Below are 15,864 nucleotides of genomic sequence, written 5' to 3'. Positions count from 1 at the left end.
CACTCCGCCCGGCTTTTTTTATGCCTGAACCCTGGGCTGGGTCACCCGCAGGCCGCTGACGATAGCCGCGAGGGTGGCAAGTACACCGGCGGTGAGGAGGGCAACATGGTTGCCGTTCTGGCCTGCGAGGTTAAACATCAGGGCGACCAGCGCCGCACCGGTGCTTTGCCCAAGGAGACGCGCGGTTCCCAACATGCCGCTGGCCCCTCCGCTACGATGTCGCGGCGCTGAGGTGATAATGGTGTGGTTATTGGGGGACTGGAACAGCCCAAACCCCGCGCCGCAGAGGATCATGCGCCAGATGATGTCCAGATCGGAAGGCGACGAAGGCAGCAATGCCAGTGCGAAAAGGCCTGTCGCCATTACCGCCAGCCCCAGCGCCCCGAGTAAACCGGCGTGAACGCGTTCAATTAAGTACCCTGCCAGCGGGGCCATCACCATGGTCGCCAGCGGCCAGGGGGTGAGCAGCAGTCCGGTCTCCACTTCTGACCGGCCTACCACGCTCTGCAGAAAGAAGGGCAGAGAAACCAGAGCCAGCATCTGGGCGCAAAACGAGCAGACGGACGTGCAAATGGAGAGTGAAAAGAGAGGAATACGCAGCAGATCAACGGGCAGCAAAGGCGCGGGGAGGGTGAGCTGGCGGCGAACAAAGAAGAAGCCGATCGCCAGCAGGGCGATGAGCTCCGCGCCGGTAAGCATCAGCGATTGTCCTTGCGCAAAGCCGCTCAGCGCCGTAATCAGCAGGCCGAAGGTCAGGGCATTCATCACCGCACTCGTCACGTCGAAGCGCGGCATGCTGATTTTGGGACCGTTAGCGGGAAGAAAGCGCAGGGCAAAGAAGATGGCGAGGATACCCAGCGGCACGTTAATGGCGAACAGCCATTGCCATGACGCGACGGAAAGGATCGCCGCCGCAATGGTTGGCCCTGCGGCTGAAGAGACGGCCACAATAAATGAGTTTATCCCCATCCCGCGCCCCAGATGGCGCTGCGGATAAATCAAACGGATCAGCGCCGTGTTTACGCTCATCAGCGCCGCGCCGCCAAAGCCCTGGGCGATGCGCGCAAGCGTCAGGGTATAAAGTGAATCTGAAAGGGCGCAGAACAGGGAGGTAAACGTGAAAACCACCAGGCCACACTGATACACCCGGCGATAGCCGAACATATCGCCCAGGAAAGAGAACGAGAGCAGTGAAACCACAATCGCAATCTGGTAGGCGTTAACAATCCAAATCGAACTGGCGGGTGAGGCATGCAGGTCGCTGGCGATGGTTGGCAGGGCAACGTTCGCAATCGCGCCGTCAAGGACGGCCATGGAGATACCGATAATGATGGTCGCTATTGCGCCATACCGCTGGGGTAATGGCAGGCCATCGGAAAGATTCTTGTCCATCAGGAGTAAAAAGCTCAGCGTGAAATTATTCTCAGGGTAACTATTTTAGCATTGTTACAGCCGCGATATGTCGCAGATTTGTAACGAAGTAAACGCGGATTGATTGCAGCTGACATGACGGGAACTTATAATAAAAACCAGTTCTGATTTTTATAAAACACTCGCTATGAGGTGGTAAATGGCTATTGCGGATTTGGATAAACAACCAGATTCTGTTTCTTCCGTGCTGAAGGTGTTTGGCATCTTACAGGCGCTTGGAGAAGAGCGTGAAATAGGTATTACAGAGCTGTCACAGCGCGTGATGATGTCAAAAAGCACCGTTTATCGCTTTTTGCAAACCATGAAGTCACTGGGTTACGTTGCGCAGGAAGGCGAGTCTGAAAAATATTCTCTGACGCTGAAGCTGTTTGAACTGGGGGCGCGTGCGCTACAAAACGTTGACCTGATCCGCAGCGCGGACATTCAGATGCGTGAAATCTCTCGCCTGACCAAAGAGACCATTCATCTCGGTGCGCTGGATGAAGACAGCATCGTTTACATCCATAAAATCGACTCCATGTACAATCTGCGCATGTATTCGCGCATTGGGCGCCGCAACCCGCTCTACAGTACCGCGATTGGTAAGGTTCTGCTGGCGTGGCGCGATCGCGAGGAAGTGGAGCAGATCCTCGAAGGCGTGGAATACAAGCGCAGCACGGAACGAACCATTACCAGTACGGAAGCGCTGCTGACGGTACTCGACCGCGTGCGCGAGCAAGGGTATGGCGAAGATAACGAAGAGCAGGAAGAGGGGCTGCGCTGTATCGGCGTCCCGGTATTTGACCGCTTTGGGGTGGTGATTGCAGGCTTAAGTATCTCTTTCCCAACCTTACGCTTCTCCGAAGAGCGTCTGCATGAGTATGTGACTATTCTGCACACTGCCGCACGTAAAATTTCTGAACAGATGGGCTATCACGACTACCCGTTTTAATCCCTGCTGAAATGAAAAAACGCCGCATCTGATGCGGCGTTTTTTATGCCTCATGAACCTGGCTGATTAGCCGTTATCAATCACGACGGATGTTTTACGCAGTACAGGACATTGGGTTAAGCCAATGATCCCGCTGTCAGTATGCAGATACTGGGCGGTGCTCATTCCTTGTGCGGTTAGGTATTTACACTGAATGCCTAACCCGGCTGCGTTTTCGGTGCTCCCCACAAGCACACCATAGCCCGTTAACAGGAGGCCAATCCAGACAAGGGCCAGTGCAATAATTGTTCGAATGATGAATCGCATTATTACCTCTTTTATCGTTGTTATCGTAATGCTAGCGTAACGTGTCTACGCAATGAAACAAGTGCAGCATTCTTAAAAACCGCGATGGAGGCGCAGTTAGTCCTTGTTTAAGATAAGCGTGATAATCTCGTTACATCAGGTCCTTAGACGGAGTGTGGAGTGAAAAAAATACGCTGGGTAATTCTGATTATCGTACTGATAGCGTGCGTGGTGTTATGGACGCAGACGATCAATGTGATGTGCGATCAGGATGTACAGTTTTTTAGCGGCGTTTGCGCAATCAACAAATTTATTCCGTGGTAATACACATTTTTTCTCAACGTGATTTCCTTCCTCCACGCCAGTGGTAAAATAGACGTTTTTATTGAGGTGGTGAAATGGGTGAGTTACTGAATTCAGGGCTGCTGAATATGGCATCCCTGATGATTTCTTTGGTGGTTCTGCTTGTGGGGCTGGTCATCTGGTTTTTCGTGAATCGGGCCAGTTCGCGTACAAATGAGCAGATCGAACTGCTGGAAGCACTGCTCGATCAGCAAAAACGCCAGAATGCATTGCTACGCCGTCTTTGCGAGGCTAACGAACCGGAAGAGAAAGACGCGCCGAAAGACGCGGTCGCTGAAGATAACAAAGACGAAGACGACTTTATCCGCCTGGTGGCTGAGCGTTAATCTTTTTTGTCCTGGGAGGTGGCTGTGGTCTGGAAAAATCCCTGGTATGACCCCTCCCTGAAACATCATACCCCGAACGGTTTTCGTAATACCCTTCCTGTCGGACATCAACCCGGTGACCTTGACCGTTGGCGTAAAGCGCGCAAAGAGGCCGGTTTACCGAAGCCGCCCGCGCTGGGTTATGACGATTTCATCCGCCAGTGGTGGCAACCGGTTGAGCTTGCGGCATCTCATGAAGATGGGGTGTGGTGGCTCGGACACGCGAGCGTGTTGCTGCAGCTGGACGGCAATATCATCCTTACCGATCCGGTGTTTTCTCGACGCGCTTCTCCGCTGCCTTTCCTGGGACCCCAGCGCAAAACGCCTCCCGTACTGTCTGTCGAGCAACTTCATCAGCTTGATGCGGTTGTCATCTCCCATAATCATTACGATCATCTTGATGACGCAACCATTCGCAGGATCCTCAAGCGCTTTCCCGACGTCTGTTGTTTCGTTCCGTTGGGCCTGGCCGACTGGTTTCGTCGCCGGGGAGCAAAACGCGTGGTCGAACTCGACTGGTGGCAGAGTTTCACCTGGCAGGGGATGACGCTGACCGCCGTGCCGGCACAGCACTGGAGCATGCGCACGCCATGGAACCGCAATCGTTCCTTATGGTGCGGCTGGGTGATGGAAGGACGGCATCACCGTTTCTGGTTCAGCGGTGATACCGGCTATTCGCCTGAGCTGTTGTTGATTCCTGAACGCCTGGGCCAGATAGATGCCGCCGCGTTGCCGATTGGTGCCTATGCCCCACGATGGTTCATGGCTGTTCATCATATGGATCCGCAATCAGCGGTGGCATTGTGGCAGCAGTTGGGTTGCCCTCTGGCGTTTCCCATTCACTGGGGCGTGTTTGAACTGGCAGATGAAGCTTTAGATGAACCTGTGCAGGAGTTAACTGACGCGCTCGATAATTTAGCATCAGTTAATCATTCTTTCAGGATACTGAAAATTGGTGAATATTTATCCTTCTAAACGAAGCGATAAATTGTTGCATATATTCTTGATGTAAACGCGCCTGGGAATGTTTTATTTTTATCGAAACGTTTTGCTTGCCTTCTTTTGATGCAGAGTCATAAAAATTTCATTATTTTGGTGCATAACGCTGTTTATTCGCTGGTGCATTTTAATACAGATGGAAGCGGGTTTTTAACAGTGTTTTTTCTCTGAAACAATTTGGTCGCGTTACAATGATTTAAGCATAACTTTTCACAAATTGTTCTAACTCAATCAGGACGAAAGATTTCTTTTCCTGGTTGCTGGACGGTTCGTAATGAATGAGCTATGTTAAAAAAGTCTTAGATTACAGCGGTTGTGCAAGCAATGCTGGGTCTTTGTTACGCAGCAGGGCTGTCTGTACGCGATGCGCATAATTGTGCAAAACCTGACAGGCACTGTTCGAATTTGTGCGGCGGATCGAGACATGTTTAAAAATGGCTTGCCATATTAAACATAGTGTGTGATAACACGTTTTGGGTCAAACGAGGTACAGTTCTGTTTATGTGTGGCATTTTCAGTAAAGAAGTCCTGAGTAAACACGTTGTCGTTGAATACCGCTTCTCTGCCGAACCTTATATTAGTGCCTCATGCAGTAATGTCTCAGTTTTATCTCAGTTAATGCCTGCGGGCTAAGAAAACACTCTAAGGAATTTTGCAAAATGGCAAAGATTAAAGGTCAAGTTAAGTGGTTCAACGAGTCTAAAGGTTTTGGTTTCATTACTCCTGCTGACGGCAGCAAAGACGTGTTCGTACACTTCTCTGCAATCCAGGGTAACGGCTTCAAAACTCTGGCTGAAGGCCAGAACGTTGAGTTCGAAATTCAGGACGGCCAGAAAGGCCCAGCTGCAGTTAACGTAACTGCTATCTGATCGAACCGCTGCTGACTGAAGTGCCCGGCACTTCACTCTCAGACATAAAGCCTCGCCTGTCGCGGGGCTTTTTTATGTCCCTTATCTTTCAAAATATTACCATCCACGGTCTTGTTAGTAACTTGTTGCAAAGCTGCGAGGTTAGTAGCACTGTTTTGCCACCCTAAACCCATCTTTTCCCGTTAAATCAGTGCGTTGTTTTACAGTCCTGGGGTTCAGGTGAAGAAGAAATCGATAGCGACCGTCGGAAATTTCACGCCGGCGCGTTTTGTGCTGCTCTGTTTAGCTATTTTTTGTAGTCTGGCTTTTCTGCTGGGTCGCGTTGCCTGGCTGCAAATCATTAAGCCTGACAATCTGGTGAAGCAGGAAGATATGCGATCCCTCCGCCAGCTGGCGATTGATGCGCCGCGCGGCATGATAATGGATCGCGAGGGCCGCCCTCTGGCAGTGAGCGTGCCTGTCCAGGCCGTCTGGGCCGATCCTAAGACGGTGCTGGCAAAAGGGGGCGTCAACCTTGATGAGCGCTGGCAGGCGCTGGCCAGCGCGCTGCATCTCTCCCTCGGCACGCTCTCGGCACGCATCAACGCCAACCCGCAGGGGCGTTTTATTTACCTTGCCCGCCAGGTCGATCCGGCACAGGCAAAGTGGATCGATAAACTGAATCTGCCCGGCATCAATTTACGCGACGAGTCCCGCCGTTTTTATCCTGCTGGCCATGTGGCAGCGAACCTGATTGGTTTCACCAATATTGACGGGCAGGGCATTGAAGGTGTGGAAAAGAGCTTCAACGCCCAACTCACCGGCAAGCCGGGCGTGCGTCAGGTAAGGCAAGATCGCTACGGGCGCGTGGTTGAAAACCTGACAGAAATCGCGCCCTCACCGGCGCATAACATTCAGTTAAGTATTGACGAGCGGCTGCAAACCATCACCGAAGATGCGCTCGACAATGCCGTGGCCTGGAACAAGGCCGAGTCGGGGGCATCGGTATTAATTAATATCCCAACCGGGGAAATACTCGCGATGGCGAGCTATCCAGATTTCAATCCCAATAATCGGGAAGGCGCGACGATAAATGATTTCCGCAACCGCGCGATCAGCGATACGTTCGAACCCGGTTCGACCGTCAAGCCGCTGGTGCTGATGACGGCCCTGCAGCAGGGCCTGGTCCAGCCGGACAGCGTGATTGACACCCATCCGTATACCCTTGACGGGCATCGCATTCGCGACGTGGGCTATTACCCTGAGCTGACGATGACCGGGATCCTGCAAAAATCGAGCGACACCGGCGTTTCCCGGCTTTCTCTGGCGATGCCCGTTCAGCACCTTATTGATACCTATCGAAACTTTGGTTTTGGCACCAATACGGGGCTTGGCTTAACGGGGGAAAGCTCGGGGCTGTTGCCACAGCGTAAATACTGGAGCCAGCTCGATCGCGCGACCTTTGCCTTCGGCTACGGGCTGATGGTCACGCCGCTCCAGCTGGCCCACGTCTACGCCACGATTGGCGGGTTCGGGCTTGAGCGTCCTCTCTCCATCACCCGCATCGATCCCCCCGTTATCGGGCACCGCGTCATGCCGGAAGAGATTGCGCACGAAGTGGAGCACATGATGGAGAGCGTTGCGCTGCCGGGCGGCGGTGGCGTCAAGGCTGCCGTGCGTGATTACCGGGTGGCGGTGAAAACCGGCACGGCGAAGAAAATTGACGATAGCGGGAAGTATGTCGATAAATACGTCGCCTACACCGCGGGCGTTGCGCCTGCCAGCAATCCGCGTTTTGCTCTGGTGGTGGTGATTAACGATCCGCAAAACGGGGCCTACTACGGCGGTGCCGTCTCCGCGCCTGTCTTCAGCGAGATTATGGGTAACGTGCTGCGTCTGGAGAATATCAAACCTGACGGATTACCGGCGGGGTCCGAACACCTTATCGTCATGCGCTAACCGGGCGTTTATAACAGGGGCGAATAGCGGTACACTTCGCCCTTTGATTATGCTCCGGAGTAGCCATGTCCTTCAGCTGTCCCCTTTGTCACGCCCCCCTGACGTACTCAGATAAACGTTATACCTGTCCGCAGGGGCATCAGTTTGACCAGGCAAAAGAAGGCTACGTGAATCTTCTGCCGGTGCAGCATAAGCGCTCGCGCGATCCTGGCGACAGTGCAGAGATGATGCGGGCGCGCCGCGCGTTTCTCGATGCCGGGCACTATCTGCCGCTGCGGGAGACCGTCGCGCAGAGGCTGAATGACATTCTGCCTGCTTCCGCCACCGCCATGCTCGATATCGGCTGTGGGGAAGGATACTACACCGCACGGTTTGCGGAGGTTGCTCGAGAGAAGGGCGCACAGACATTCGGTCTGGACGTGTCGAAAGTGGCCATTCGCGCGGCGGCAAAACGTTATACCAACGTGACGTTCTGCGTGGCGTCCAGCCACCGGCTGCCGTTTGACGATGCCAGCATGGACGCGGTTATCCGCATCTACGCGCCGTGTAAGGCGGAGGAGCTGGCGCGCGTCGTGAAACCGGGCGGATGGGTGGTCACCGTGACGCCAGGTCCGCGTCATCTGATGGAGCTGAAAGGGCTGATCTACGACGAAGTGCGTCTCCATGCCCCTCATTCTGAACAGCTGGCCGGTTTTACCCTGAAGCAGGCGGAATCGGTGGCGTACGAAATGATGCTGAAAGGGGAAGAGGCCGTCGCGTTATTGCAGATGACGCCGTTCGCGTGGCGGGCAAAACCTGAGGTATGGGAAACGTTAGCGGCACACTCAACATTTCGCTGCCAGACGGACTTCAGCATCCACGTCTGGCAGCGCGAAGATTAACCGGCGAAGTGTGCCCAGAGGATCTGGGCGCCAATGCCAATCAGCACAATCCCCCCGAGGATCTCGGCGCGTTTACCCAGCAGCGGGCCGATAAACCGTCCGACCATCATGCCCAGCGTGGACATAATCAGGGTTGCACAGCCAATAGCCAGCGCGGTGGCGATAATATTGACCTGCAAAAATGCCAGACCGACGCCGACGGCCATCGCATCAAGGCTGGTGGCAATGGCCGTGGTGACCAGCAGCCAGAAGCCGTGGCGGTGCTGCGGCTCCTCGTCTTCATCATCGCCGCCGCGAAAACCTTCAATGACCATTCGGCCACCGAGAAACACCAGCAGGACGAAGGCAATCCAGTGGTTCCACTCCAGCACGAACTGGCTGGCGAGCATGCCAAGTCCCCAGCCGAGAAGCGGGGTCAGCGTTTCGATAGCGCCAAAAATCAGGCCGGTACGCAGGGCTTCTGAGAATTTAGGTTTGTGGAGCGTGGCGCCTTTTCCGATGGAAGCAGCAAACGCGTCCATGGACATGCCAAAAGCGAGAAGGATCGTAGCGGAGATATTCATAACAGCGTCCAGACCGGGGATATCCATATGACACATCACTGCCCCCAGTAAACAGCAGTTGATGTATCTATGGTCTCGCCTGATCGCAACGCACATAAGACATGCGGTAAGCGATCCGTACGTGCCACGTTTTTCAACGAGTATGTTGACACGTACATTTCCTGTGAACAGGAAATCGGCTACTCCCCAACGACGGGCGCAACCTTAACATATTTTGAGAATATAAAACAACAATGAAGAGGCATTATTTAAATCGTTTGTTGATAACGATTTTCATTTGTCTTTAATCGTGAAAATATCGTTAACAAATAGCGTTCAAATTAGCGGTGGGGATATAGCTTCGGCTATATTTCTTGCGCAAAATAAACACAGGATATAGCCGTTGCTATATATCTAACTCATTGAGTTTTAACGAGTAGTGTGTATATCTTTTCCAGGTCATCAATATTCTTCACCCGAATAAGCAGGCGGCGTTGTTCTAATTGCATCACCAGCACGCCGTCTTCGGATAAATTCATCTCTTTAATACGGTTATATTCTATCCATACATTGGCGAAGAAGAATCCGTGGGATTTAAAAATGATTTTTGGCGTGCGGATCCAGAACAGATAAATCGCCATTAATGCCAGCGCACATAATAACCATGTGGTTAATAATGCACCATGGCTGGTGACGTTATTGTAAATAAGAATGGCGATGAGACCCACGAAGATAAAGGCATCCACGCGCCCGCGTCGTAGCAGGGGAAGGGAGAGCAGCGTCTCGCCGTGACGGCGGGGCATAATGAACTCGTCATAGATCGCGTAAGCCAGAAGGGCAACAACAAATAAAACCAGTACGATGTCCGTGACAGTCATTCATCCTCCAGATAAAAAAAACCGGGGGCAAGCCCCCGGCCTATAGCATTGAAACTTACAGGCCCAGCAGGCCGACGGCGTAGCCCGCAATACCGATGACGAAGAAGCCAACGATGATCCACAGCGGGTTCACTTTCTTACGCAGCAGCCACATACAGGCGAAGGTCAACAGCAGCGGGACCAGGCCCGGCATCAGCTGATCCAGAATCGTCTGCACGGTGGTGACGCGGGTCTGACCATCCTGTCCGGTGATGGTCGATACCACCAGCGGGATGTTCACGTGCGTCCACTTGTTTACCAGCGCGCCCATGACAAACAGGCCGAGGATTGACGCCCCCTCAGTCAGTTTCTGCAGGAAGCCGCCGCCCATGTCCTTAACGATGTCCACCCCTTTACGGTAGCCGTAGGCCACGCCGTAGTAACGGGTCAGCAGACGCACGGCGTTGAACAGGATGAAGAACAGCAGAGGGCCAAGCAGGCTGCCGCTCATCGCGATACCGGCACCCAGCGCCGCGAACACCGGACGCACGGTACCCCAGAAGATCGGGTCACCGACGCCGGCCAACGGGCCCATCAGGCCGACTTTGATACCGTTGATGGCTCCGTCGTCAATCTCTGCGCCGTTCGCACGCTGCTCTTCCATCGCCAGCGTTACGCCCAGCACGGGGGCCGCAACGTAAGGATGGGTGTTAAAGAATTCAAGGTGACGCTTGATGGCCTGACGGCGCGCTTCGTTGTTTTCCGGGTACAGGCGTTTGATCGCCGGAACCATGGAGAAGCAGAAACCCAGCGCCTGCATACGTTCGAAGTTCCATGAACCCTGAAACAGGTTAGAACGGATGAACACGCCACGTATATCACCCGGAGTGAGTTTTTTTTCGGAGGTAGTTTTTGTCATATCAACCATGTCGCTCACCTGTTAGTCCAGTTCGTTATCGAGATCGTTGTTACCAGCAGCCTGCGCTGGGGCACCCGCGACGCGGTTATATTTCGGGCTGAGCTGGATGTAGAGAATCGCCATTACCGCACCAATCACACCCAGCGCAACCAGGTTGAAGTTGGTGAATGCCGCGGTCACGAAGCCGAGGTAGAAGAACGGCATCAGGTAGCCTGCGCGCATCATGTTGATGACCATCGCATAACCAACGACCACGATCATGCCGCCCGCGATGTTCAGACCGCCGGTGACCACTTCAGGAATGGCGTTCAGCATGCTCTGGACTTCACTGGTACCGACGGAGATCGCAACGATAACCGCCGGGATCGCGATACGCATCGCCTGCAGGAACAGGGAAGAAACGTGGATCCACGACAGTGCCGTGAGGTTGCCGTTTTCGGCGGCCTTATCCGCTGCGTGCTGGAAGGCTACGGTGATAGTACGAACAATGATGGTCAGAACCTGGCCTGCGGCTGCCAGCGGGATCGCCAGGGCGATACCTGCACCAATACTCTGGTGACCGGCAATAACCAGAACGGTCGAAATGATAGAGGCCAGCGCGGCATCAGGCGCAACTGCCGCACCGATGTTCATCCAGCCCAGGGCGATCATTTCCAGGGTACCACCGATGATGATACCGGTTTTCATGTCACCCAGAACGGCCCCAATCAGCGTACAGGCCACCAGAGGGCGGTGGAACTGAAATTCATCAAGTACGGATTCCATACCCGCAATACATGCGACGACGAACACCAGTACAATCTGAAGAGTGGTAATCTCCATTGCACTTCTCCTATTACATAAACTTTATGTGAGAACCGGCGCGGGCTTATTTCCCAACTTTGCCGATCAAATCCATCATTTTCAGTTTTTGATCCGTGGAAACCTTACGGGCTTCCAGCTCAATACCGCGCGCATTCAGCTTGTTGAATGCCTCGATATCTTTCGCATCAACTGAAATGGCGTTGTTGACCTGCGTTTTGCCCTGACGGAAGGCCATACCACCAATGTTAACGGAGGTGATTTTCACGCCGCCTTCAACAATGCGCTCAACGTCTGTCGGGTTAGTGAACAGGAGCATTACGCGTTCGCCCGCATATTTCGGGTTGTTGTAAACGCGGATCATCTTGGCGACATCCACGACGTGCGCGGTAACGCCAGGCGGAGCAACCTGAGTCAGAAGGGTTTTACGAACGGTGTCGGCGGCCACTTCGTCGCTGACCACGATAATGCGTTGAACGTTGGTCTCTTTGGTCCAGCGCGTGGCAACCTGACCGTGGATGAGGCGGTCATCAATACGCGCAAGGCCAATCACCATGTAATCATTCGGACCCATCGGTTTTGCAGGCGCTGCCGCTTTCGGTGCCGCTGCGGGCGCAGGGGCAGGTTTTTCCACCGGCTGTGCTTTCAGGGCTTTCACCCCTTCACGGCCCGTTTCAACGGCCAGGGCCACCAGCTCGTCGAAAGACGGATTGTCGTCGCGCGCCATGAAGGTTTCCACCAGCATGGGGATATTGACCCCGGCGACAACTTCATAGTGCTCTTTATCGACGACAATGCGGCTGGCAGCATTGAACGGGCTGCCGCCCCATGTATCAACGAGAAACAGCACGCCCTTGCTGGTATCCAGCTTCGCGAGTTGAGCGTTGTACTTCTCAATCAGCGTCTCGGCGTTTTCACCGGGAACGAAATCGATCCAGCCGACGTTTTCCTGCTCGCCCAACAGCATCTCTGCCGTTTTGAGTAGCTGCTCAGCAGCCCAACCATGTGTGCCTATGACAATAGCAATGGTCACTTGCTACCTCCTTTTATTATCATTAATACGACTGCCGGGCAGTCGTACTGAGAATCGTATTGGCGAACCGAATCGATTCAGATAAGGGTTAGAGTTCAAAAACTAAGACTTCCGCGAATTATTTTAGATAGTGAAAAAATAATTTATGTGATGAAGATCCGTAATTTAGCCACGCGCGACAGATTTATCTTAAGGGTACAGCCACTGTGTTACAGATCTTTGCAAAGGAACGTAAATCTTTGCTAAAAATGCATTGTGTCTGATATGTTTAGCCTCCGTTTAATTGTTCAGGAGTATAGGGCTACAGCCCACTATATGGACCGTCACCGACGTCAGTCATCTTTCAGGCCATTTCGCGCCTTTTTCACCGGCGATCCTCGCCACGTATCGACTCTGTCTGCCTCTGTTTTGCCCACGTTGAGTGGGGCACCGTTTCGTCATTCCTTTAGCAGGAGCTTGTCATGGAATTCTTAATGGACCCGTCAATCTGGGTAGGATTGCTTACGCTGGTGGTGCTGGAGATTGTTCTCGGCATCGATAACCTGGTGTTTATCGCCATCCTTGCGGATAAGCTGCCGCCAAAACAGCGTGATAAAGCACGTCTGATTGGTCTCTCGCTGGCGCTGGTCATGCGACTGGGTCTGCTCTCCGTTATCTCGTGGATGGTCACGCTGACCAAACCGTTGTTCTCCGTCATGGATTACACCTTCTCCGGCCGTGATTTGATCATGCTGATCGGGGGGATATTCCTGCTCTTCAAAGCGACGACAGAGCTCCATGAGCGGCTGGAAAACCGGCAGCACGATGATGGTCACGGTAAAGGGTATGCCAGCTTCTGGGTAGTGGTGCTGCAGATCGTGGTGCTGGATGCGGTCTTCTCGCTGGATGCGGTGATCACGGCGGTCGGCATGGTGAACCACCTGCCGGTCATGATGGCAGCGGTGGTTATTGCGATGGCGGTCATGCTGCTGGCGTCGAAACCGCTGACGCGTTTCGTGAACCAGCATCCGACGGTGGTGGTGCTGTGTCTGAGCTTCCTGCTGATGATTGGTCTGAGCCTGGTGGCGGAAGGCTTTGGCTTCCATATTCCGAAAGGCTACCTGTACGCTGCGATTGGCTTCTCGATCCTGATCGAGCTGTTCAACCAGATTGCGCGTCGTAACTTTATTAAGCAGCAGTCAAATCAGCCGCTGCGCGCCCGTACCGCGGATGCCATTCTGCGTTTGATGGGCGGTCGTCGTCAGGTGAACGTTCAGTCTGATTCCGAAAACCACAACCCGGTTCCGGTGCCGGAAGGGGCGTTTGTGGAACAGGAACGCTACATGATTAACGGCGTGCTCTCTCTGGCCTCCCGTTCGCTGCGCGGCATCATGACGCCACGCGGGGAGATCAGCTGGGTCGATGCTAACCTGAGCGTGGATGAAATTCGCCAGCAGCTGCTCTCTTCACCGCACAGCCTGTTCCCGGTGTGTCGCGGCGAGCTGGACGAGATCATCGGCGTTGTTCGGGCGAAAGAGATGCTGGTTGCCCTGGAAGAGGGCGTTAATGTCGAAGCCGTTGCGGCGGCATCGCCGGCGATTGTCGTGCCGGAAACGCTTGACCCGATCAACCTGCTCGGAGTGCTTCGCCGCGCGCGTGGCAGCTTTGTTATCGTCACCAACGAGTTTGGGGTGGTGCAGGGGCTGGTCACGCCGCTGGACGTGCTGGAAGCCATAGCCGGTGAATTCCCGGACGAGGACGAAACCCCGGAGATCGTTGCCGATGGCGATGGCTGGCTGGTGAAAGGGACCACCGATCTGCACGCGCTCTCGCACACGCTGGGTCTGGAAAACGTGGTCAACGATGAAGAAGACATCGCGACCGTAGCCGGTCTGGTTATCGCCGTTAACGGGCAAATCCCGCGTGTCGGCGATGTGATTGAGCTGCCGCCGTTGCACATTACGATTGTCGAAGCCAACGACTATCGCGTTGATATGGTCCGCATTGTTAAAGAACAATCTGCCCACGACGAAGATGAGTAAGCCTGCTTAACGCAGCGGCATTAAGGGCACAATGTGCCCGTTATGGCGGGCTGGCGGGGGAGATCTTCCCGCCAGCCAGTCCGGAAAGTCCCGTAGCGGCATCGGCCGCGCATAGAAAAACCCCTGCAGGACAGGAACGCCATGGCGGCGTAAATATCGTGCCTGCTCCTCCGTCTCAACCCCTTCTGCAACCAGTTCGATATTCAGCCGCTGACCCAGCGCAATAATGATATCCGTCACCGTTGAATTCACGGCATCAGTACCGATGGCGGTGGTAAAGGACTGGTCAATTTTCAGCACGTCCGGGTGGAGCTTCTCAAGCCAGGAGAGGGAGCTGTTTCCGGTACCAAAATCGTCAATGGCGAGCTTCACCCCTTTGCGATGCAGCTCGCGCACGATGCGATAGTCCGCATCCAGCAGCGCGTCCCGTTCCGTTAATTCGATCACCAGCTGCTGTTGAGGGTTGGCGCTGAACCACAGACGGTTCAGGTCCTGCAGCAATACCGCGCGACGAAAATGGCTGGCGGCGACGTTAATGCCGATGTGAAAACCGGGGCTGGACGGGAAGTAACCTATCTGGCGTACGGTTTCGGCGATCACATAACGGGTCAGGGGGACAATCTGGTTATGTTCTTCTGCCAGCGGAATAAACACTTCCGGGGAGATCCACCCCTGACGGGGATTGTTCCAGCGCAGCAGGATCTCAACGCCGGTGCACTTCTGGGTACGGGCATCCATCAGCGGCTGGCAGAAAAGTTCAAATTCCCGCGAGGCAATCCCCATATCGATCTCCCACGTGAAGCTCATCCGGTTTGCCGTGGCCAGCCAGGCGAGATAGCCCAACAGCAGGCTGAGCATCAGTCCCAGCGGCAGCTGGGCGGGGAGACTTTTCAGGGCCAGTTCTCCGGGACCCGGCCCGCTGATCGTGATGGTGAAAGGATGTCGGGATGAGGACTGCTGGACAATCGAGCCCTCCTCATCAAATGACAGGCTGTCGGTGACGCGCTGGCCGTAACGCAAAAAACGATCGCCCACGGTCAGCGCCACGTCATTGATAAGCGGGCGCTGGGGCTCGAGGATCATTTTAGTGATCAGGTCGATATTGATGATCTCCATGATGCCATCTTCCCCGTCCTGAGAGACAGGAAACCACTGGATCAGTATCGGGCTGCCCTTAAGCAGCCACTGGTCGGTCGATAAAATCAGCTTCGCCGTGCTGGCAGGGAGCTCCTGAAGGACGTCACGCACAGGCTCGCTGCGGCTGCCGAAAATACTCGAACAGTACAGGATACCGTCTTCGATCAGGGCAATGGAGCGTACCGTCTGCAAAATGGCTGCCTGCTGCCGCAGTGCCAGTTGCACCTGCAGGCAGGGCTGCCCCACCAGCGGCTGCAGCACGTTGCGGTGGTTTTCCAGGGAAAGCAGAACGTTATCAAGGGCGCGAACGGTATGGCTGGTAAAATCGAGGATCCGCTGTTGGTTAACGTTGCGCTGGGAGATAAAGCGAATGCCTAGCGTCAGGATGAGCGTGAGGAGCGCAACCGTCACGCAGACGATAACGCGTTTTCGGCGATAATTTTTAATGATCGTTTGTGCAGTTTGCATGAACGGTCGCCTGATAAGCCACCA

The 15,864-nt window shown here is 54.3% G+C and carries 16 protein-coding genes, 1 pseudogene and 1 riboswitch; of the genes and pseudogenes, 9 read left to right on the top strand and 8 right to left on the bottom strand.

Annotated features, from left to right (window positions below; all coding sequences use genetic code 11):
- Positions 1 to 18: 18 nt before the first annotated feature.
- Positions 19 to 1,392, bottom strand: a complete 1,374-nt coding sequence (locus L362_RS13240) for an MFS transporter (RefSeq protein ID WP_023344413.1) — start codon at positions 1,390 to 1,392, stop codon at positions 19 to 21.
- A gap of 178 nt (positions 1,393 to 1,570) precedes the next feature.
- Between L362_RS13240 and kdgR the strand changes: the two genes are divergently transcribed.
- A complete protein-coding gene (kdgR, locus tag L362_RS13245; RefSeq protein WP_008500482.1) occupies positions 1,571 to 2,362 on the top strand; it encodes a DNA-binding transcriptional regulator KdgR in 792 nt (263 codons plus the stop codon).
- 66 nt (positions 2,363 to 2,428) lie between these two features.
- On the opposite strand, the gene L362_RS13250 is transcribed toward kdgR, so the two are convergent.
- Entirely contained in the window at positions 2,429 to 2,668 is a 240-nt protein-coding gene (locus L362_RS13250; protein WP_008500483.1) for a YobH family protein, read from the bottom strand.
- A gap of 159 nt (positions 2,669 to 2,827) precedes the next feature.
- Between L362_RS13250 and mgrB the strand changes: the two genes are divergently transcribed.
- The 7 genes and pseudogenes from mgrB to rlmA all read left to right on the top strand — a co-directional run bounded on the left by mgrB (position 2,828) and on the right by rlmA (position 8,062).
- Complete coding sequence (gene mgrB, locus L362_RS0123005; protein WP_006175995.1) at positions 2,828 to 2,971, top strand: PhoP/PhoQ regulatory lipoprotein MgrB; 144 nt, start codon at positions 2,828 to 2,830, stop codon at positions 2,969 to 2,971.
- Positions 2,972 to 3,045: 74 nt separating this feature from the next.
- Positions 3,046 to 3,336, top strand: coding sequence for a YebO family protein (locus L362_RS13255; protein ID WP_008500484.1), 291 nt, complete (start codon positions 3,046 to 3,048; stop codon positions 3,334 to 3,336).
- 24 nt (positions 3,337 to 3,360) lie between these two features.
- Positions 3,361 to 4,350 (top strand): MBL fold metallo-hydrolase, encoded by a 990-nt coding sequence (locus L362_RS13260; protein WP_023344412.1) that lies wholly within the window; start codon positions 3,361 to 3,363, stop codon positions 4,348 to 4,350.
- Between the two features lie 525 nt (positions 4,351 to 4,875).
- Positions 4,876 to 5,020: pseudogene (locus tag L362_RS0123000) on the top strand (DUF2627 domain-containing protein).
- A gap of 13 nt (positions 5,021 to 5,033) precedes the next feature.
- Positions 5,034 to 5,243, top strand: a complete 210-nt coding sequence (gene cspE, locus L362_RS13265) for a transcription antiterminator/RNA stability regulator CspE (protein WP_001062678.1) — start codon at positions 5,034 to 5,036, stop codon at positions 5,241 to 5,243.
- A 219-nt stretch (positions 5,244 to 5,462) separates the two neighbouring features.
- Complete coding sequence (ftsI, locus tag L362_RS13270) at positions 5,463 to 7,181, top strand: peptidoglycan glycosyltransferase FtsI (RefSeq protein WP_023344411.1); 1,719 nt, start codon at positions 5,463 to 5,465, stop codon at positions 7,179 to 7,181.
- A 65-nt stretch (positions 7,182 to 7,246) separates the two neighbouring features.
- Positions 7,247 to 8,062 (top strand): 23S rRNA (guanine(745)-N(1))-methyltransferase, encoded by an 816-nt coding sequence (gene rlmA, locus L362_RS13275; protein ID WP_023344410.1) that lies wholly within the window; start codon positions 7,247 to 7,249, stop codon positions 8,060 to 8,062.
- On the opposite strand, the gene mntP is transcribed toward rlmA, so the two are convergent.
- The 5 genes from mntP to manX all read right to left on the bottom strand — a co-directional run bounded on the left by mntP (position 8,059) and on the right by manX (position 12,214).
- Positions 8,059 to 8,625: a manganese efflux pump MntP gene (gene mntP, locus L362_RS13280; protein WP_023293941.1), complete on the bottom strand. Its 567-nt coding sequence runs from the start codon at positions 8,623 to 8,625 to the stop codon at positions 8,059 to 8,061. The two genes, rlmA and mntP, sit on opposite strands and share 4 nt — an antisense overlap.
- Before the next feature lie 10 nt (positions 8,626 to 8,635).
- Positions 8,636 to 8,825: riboswitch (yybP-ykoY riboswitch) on the bottom strand.
- Positions 8,826 to 9,023: 198 nt separating this feature from the next.
- Positions 9,024 to 9,482 (bottom strand): DUF986 family protein, encoded by a 459-nt coding sequence (locus L362_RS13285; protein WP_023344409.1) that lies wholly within the window; start codon positions 9,480 to 9,482, stop codon positions 9,024 to 9,026.
- A gap of 55 nt (positions 9,483 to 9,537) precedes the next feature.
- Entirely contained in the window at positions 9,538 to 10,389 is an 852-nt protein-coding gene (locus L362_RS13290) for a PTS mannose transporter subunit IID (protein WP_023344408.1), read from the bottom strand.
- Between the two features lie 12 nt (positions 10,390 to 10,401).
- On the bottom strand, positions 10,402 to 11,202 hold the full coding sequence (gene manY / locus L362_RS13295) for a PTS mannose transporter subunit IIC (protein WP_008500490.1): 801 nt from the start codon (positions 11,200 to 11,202) through the stop codon (positions 10,402 to 10,404).
- A gap of 46 nt (positions 11,203 to 11,248) precedes the next feature.
- Positions 11,249 to 12,214: a PTS mannose transporter subunit IIAB gene (manX, locus tag L362_RS13300; protein ID WP_008500491.1), complete on the bottom strand. Its 966-nt coding sequence runs from the start codon at positions 12,212 to 12,214 to the stop codon at positions 11,249 to 11,251.
- Between the two features lie 461 nt (positions 12,215 to 12,675).
- On the opposite strand from manX, the gene yoaE reads away from it, so the two are divergent.
- Positions 12,676 to 14,235, top strand: a complete 1,560-nt coding sequence (yoaE, locus tag L362_RS13305; protein ID WP_023344407.1) for a CNNM family cation transport protein YoaE — start codon at positions 12,676 to 12,678, stop codon at positions 14,233 to 14,235.
- 6 nt (positions 14,236 to 14,241) lie between these two features.
- Here the strand turns inward: yoaE and L362_RS13310 are convergent, their stop codons facing one another.
- Positions 14,242 to 15,840 carry an EAL domain-containing protein gene (locus L362_RS13310; protein ID WP_023344406.1) on the bottom strand — a complete coding sequence of 533 codons (1,599 nt, stop codon included), beginning with the start codon at positions 15,838 to 15,840 and terminating at the stop codon, positions 14,242 to 14,244.
- Positions 15,841 to 15,864 lie beyond the last annotated feature (24 nt).

The sequence above is a fragment of the Enterobacter sp. MGH 16 genome, assembly GCF_000493175.1.
GTDB lineage: Bacteria > Pseudomonadota > Gammaproteobacteria > Enterobacterales > Enterobacteriaceae > Enterobacter > Enterobacter roggenkampii.
The sequence above is the reverse complement of the archived record's forward strand: the minus strand, read 5'-3'. Positions and strand labels throughout refer to the sequence as shown.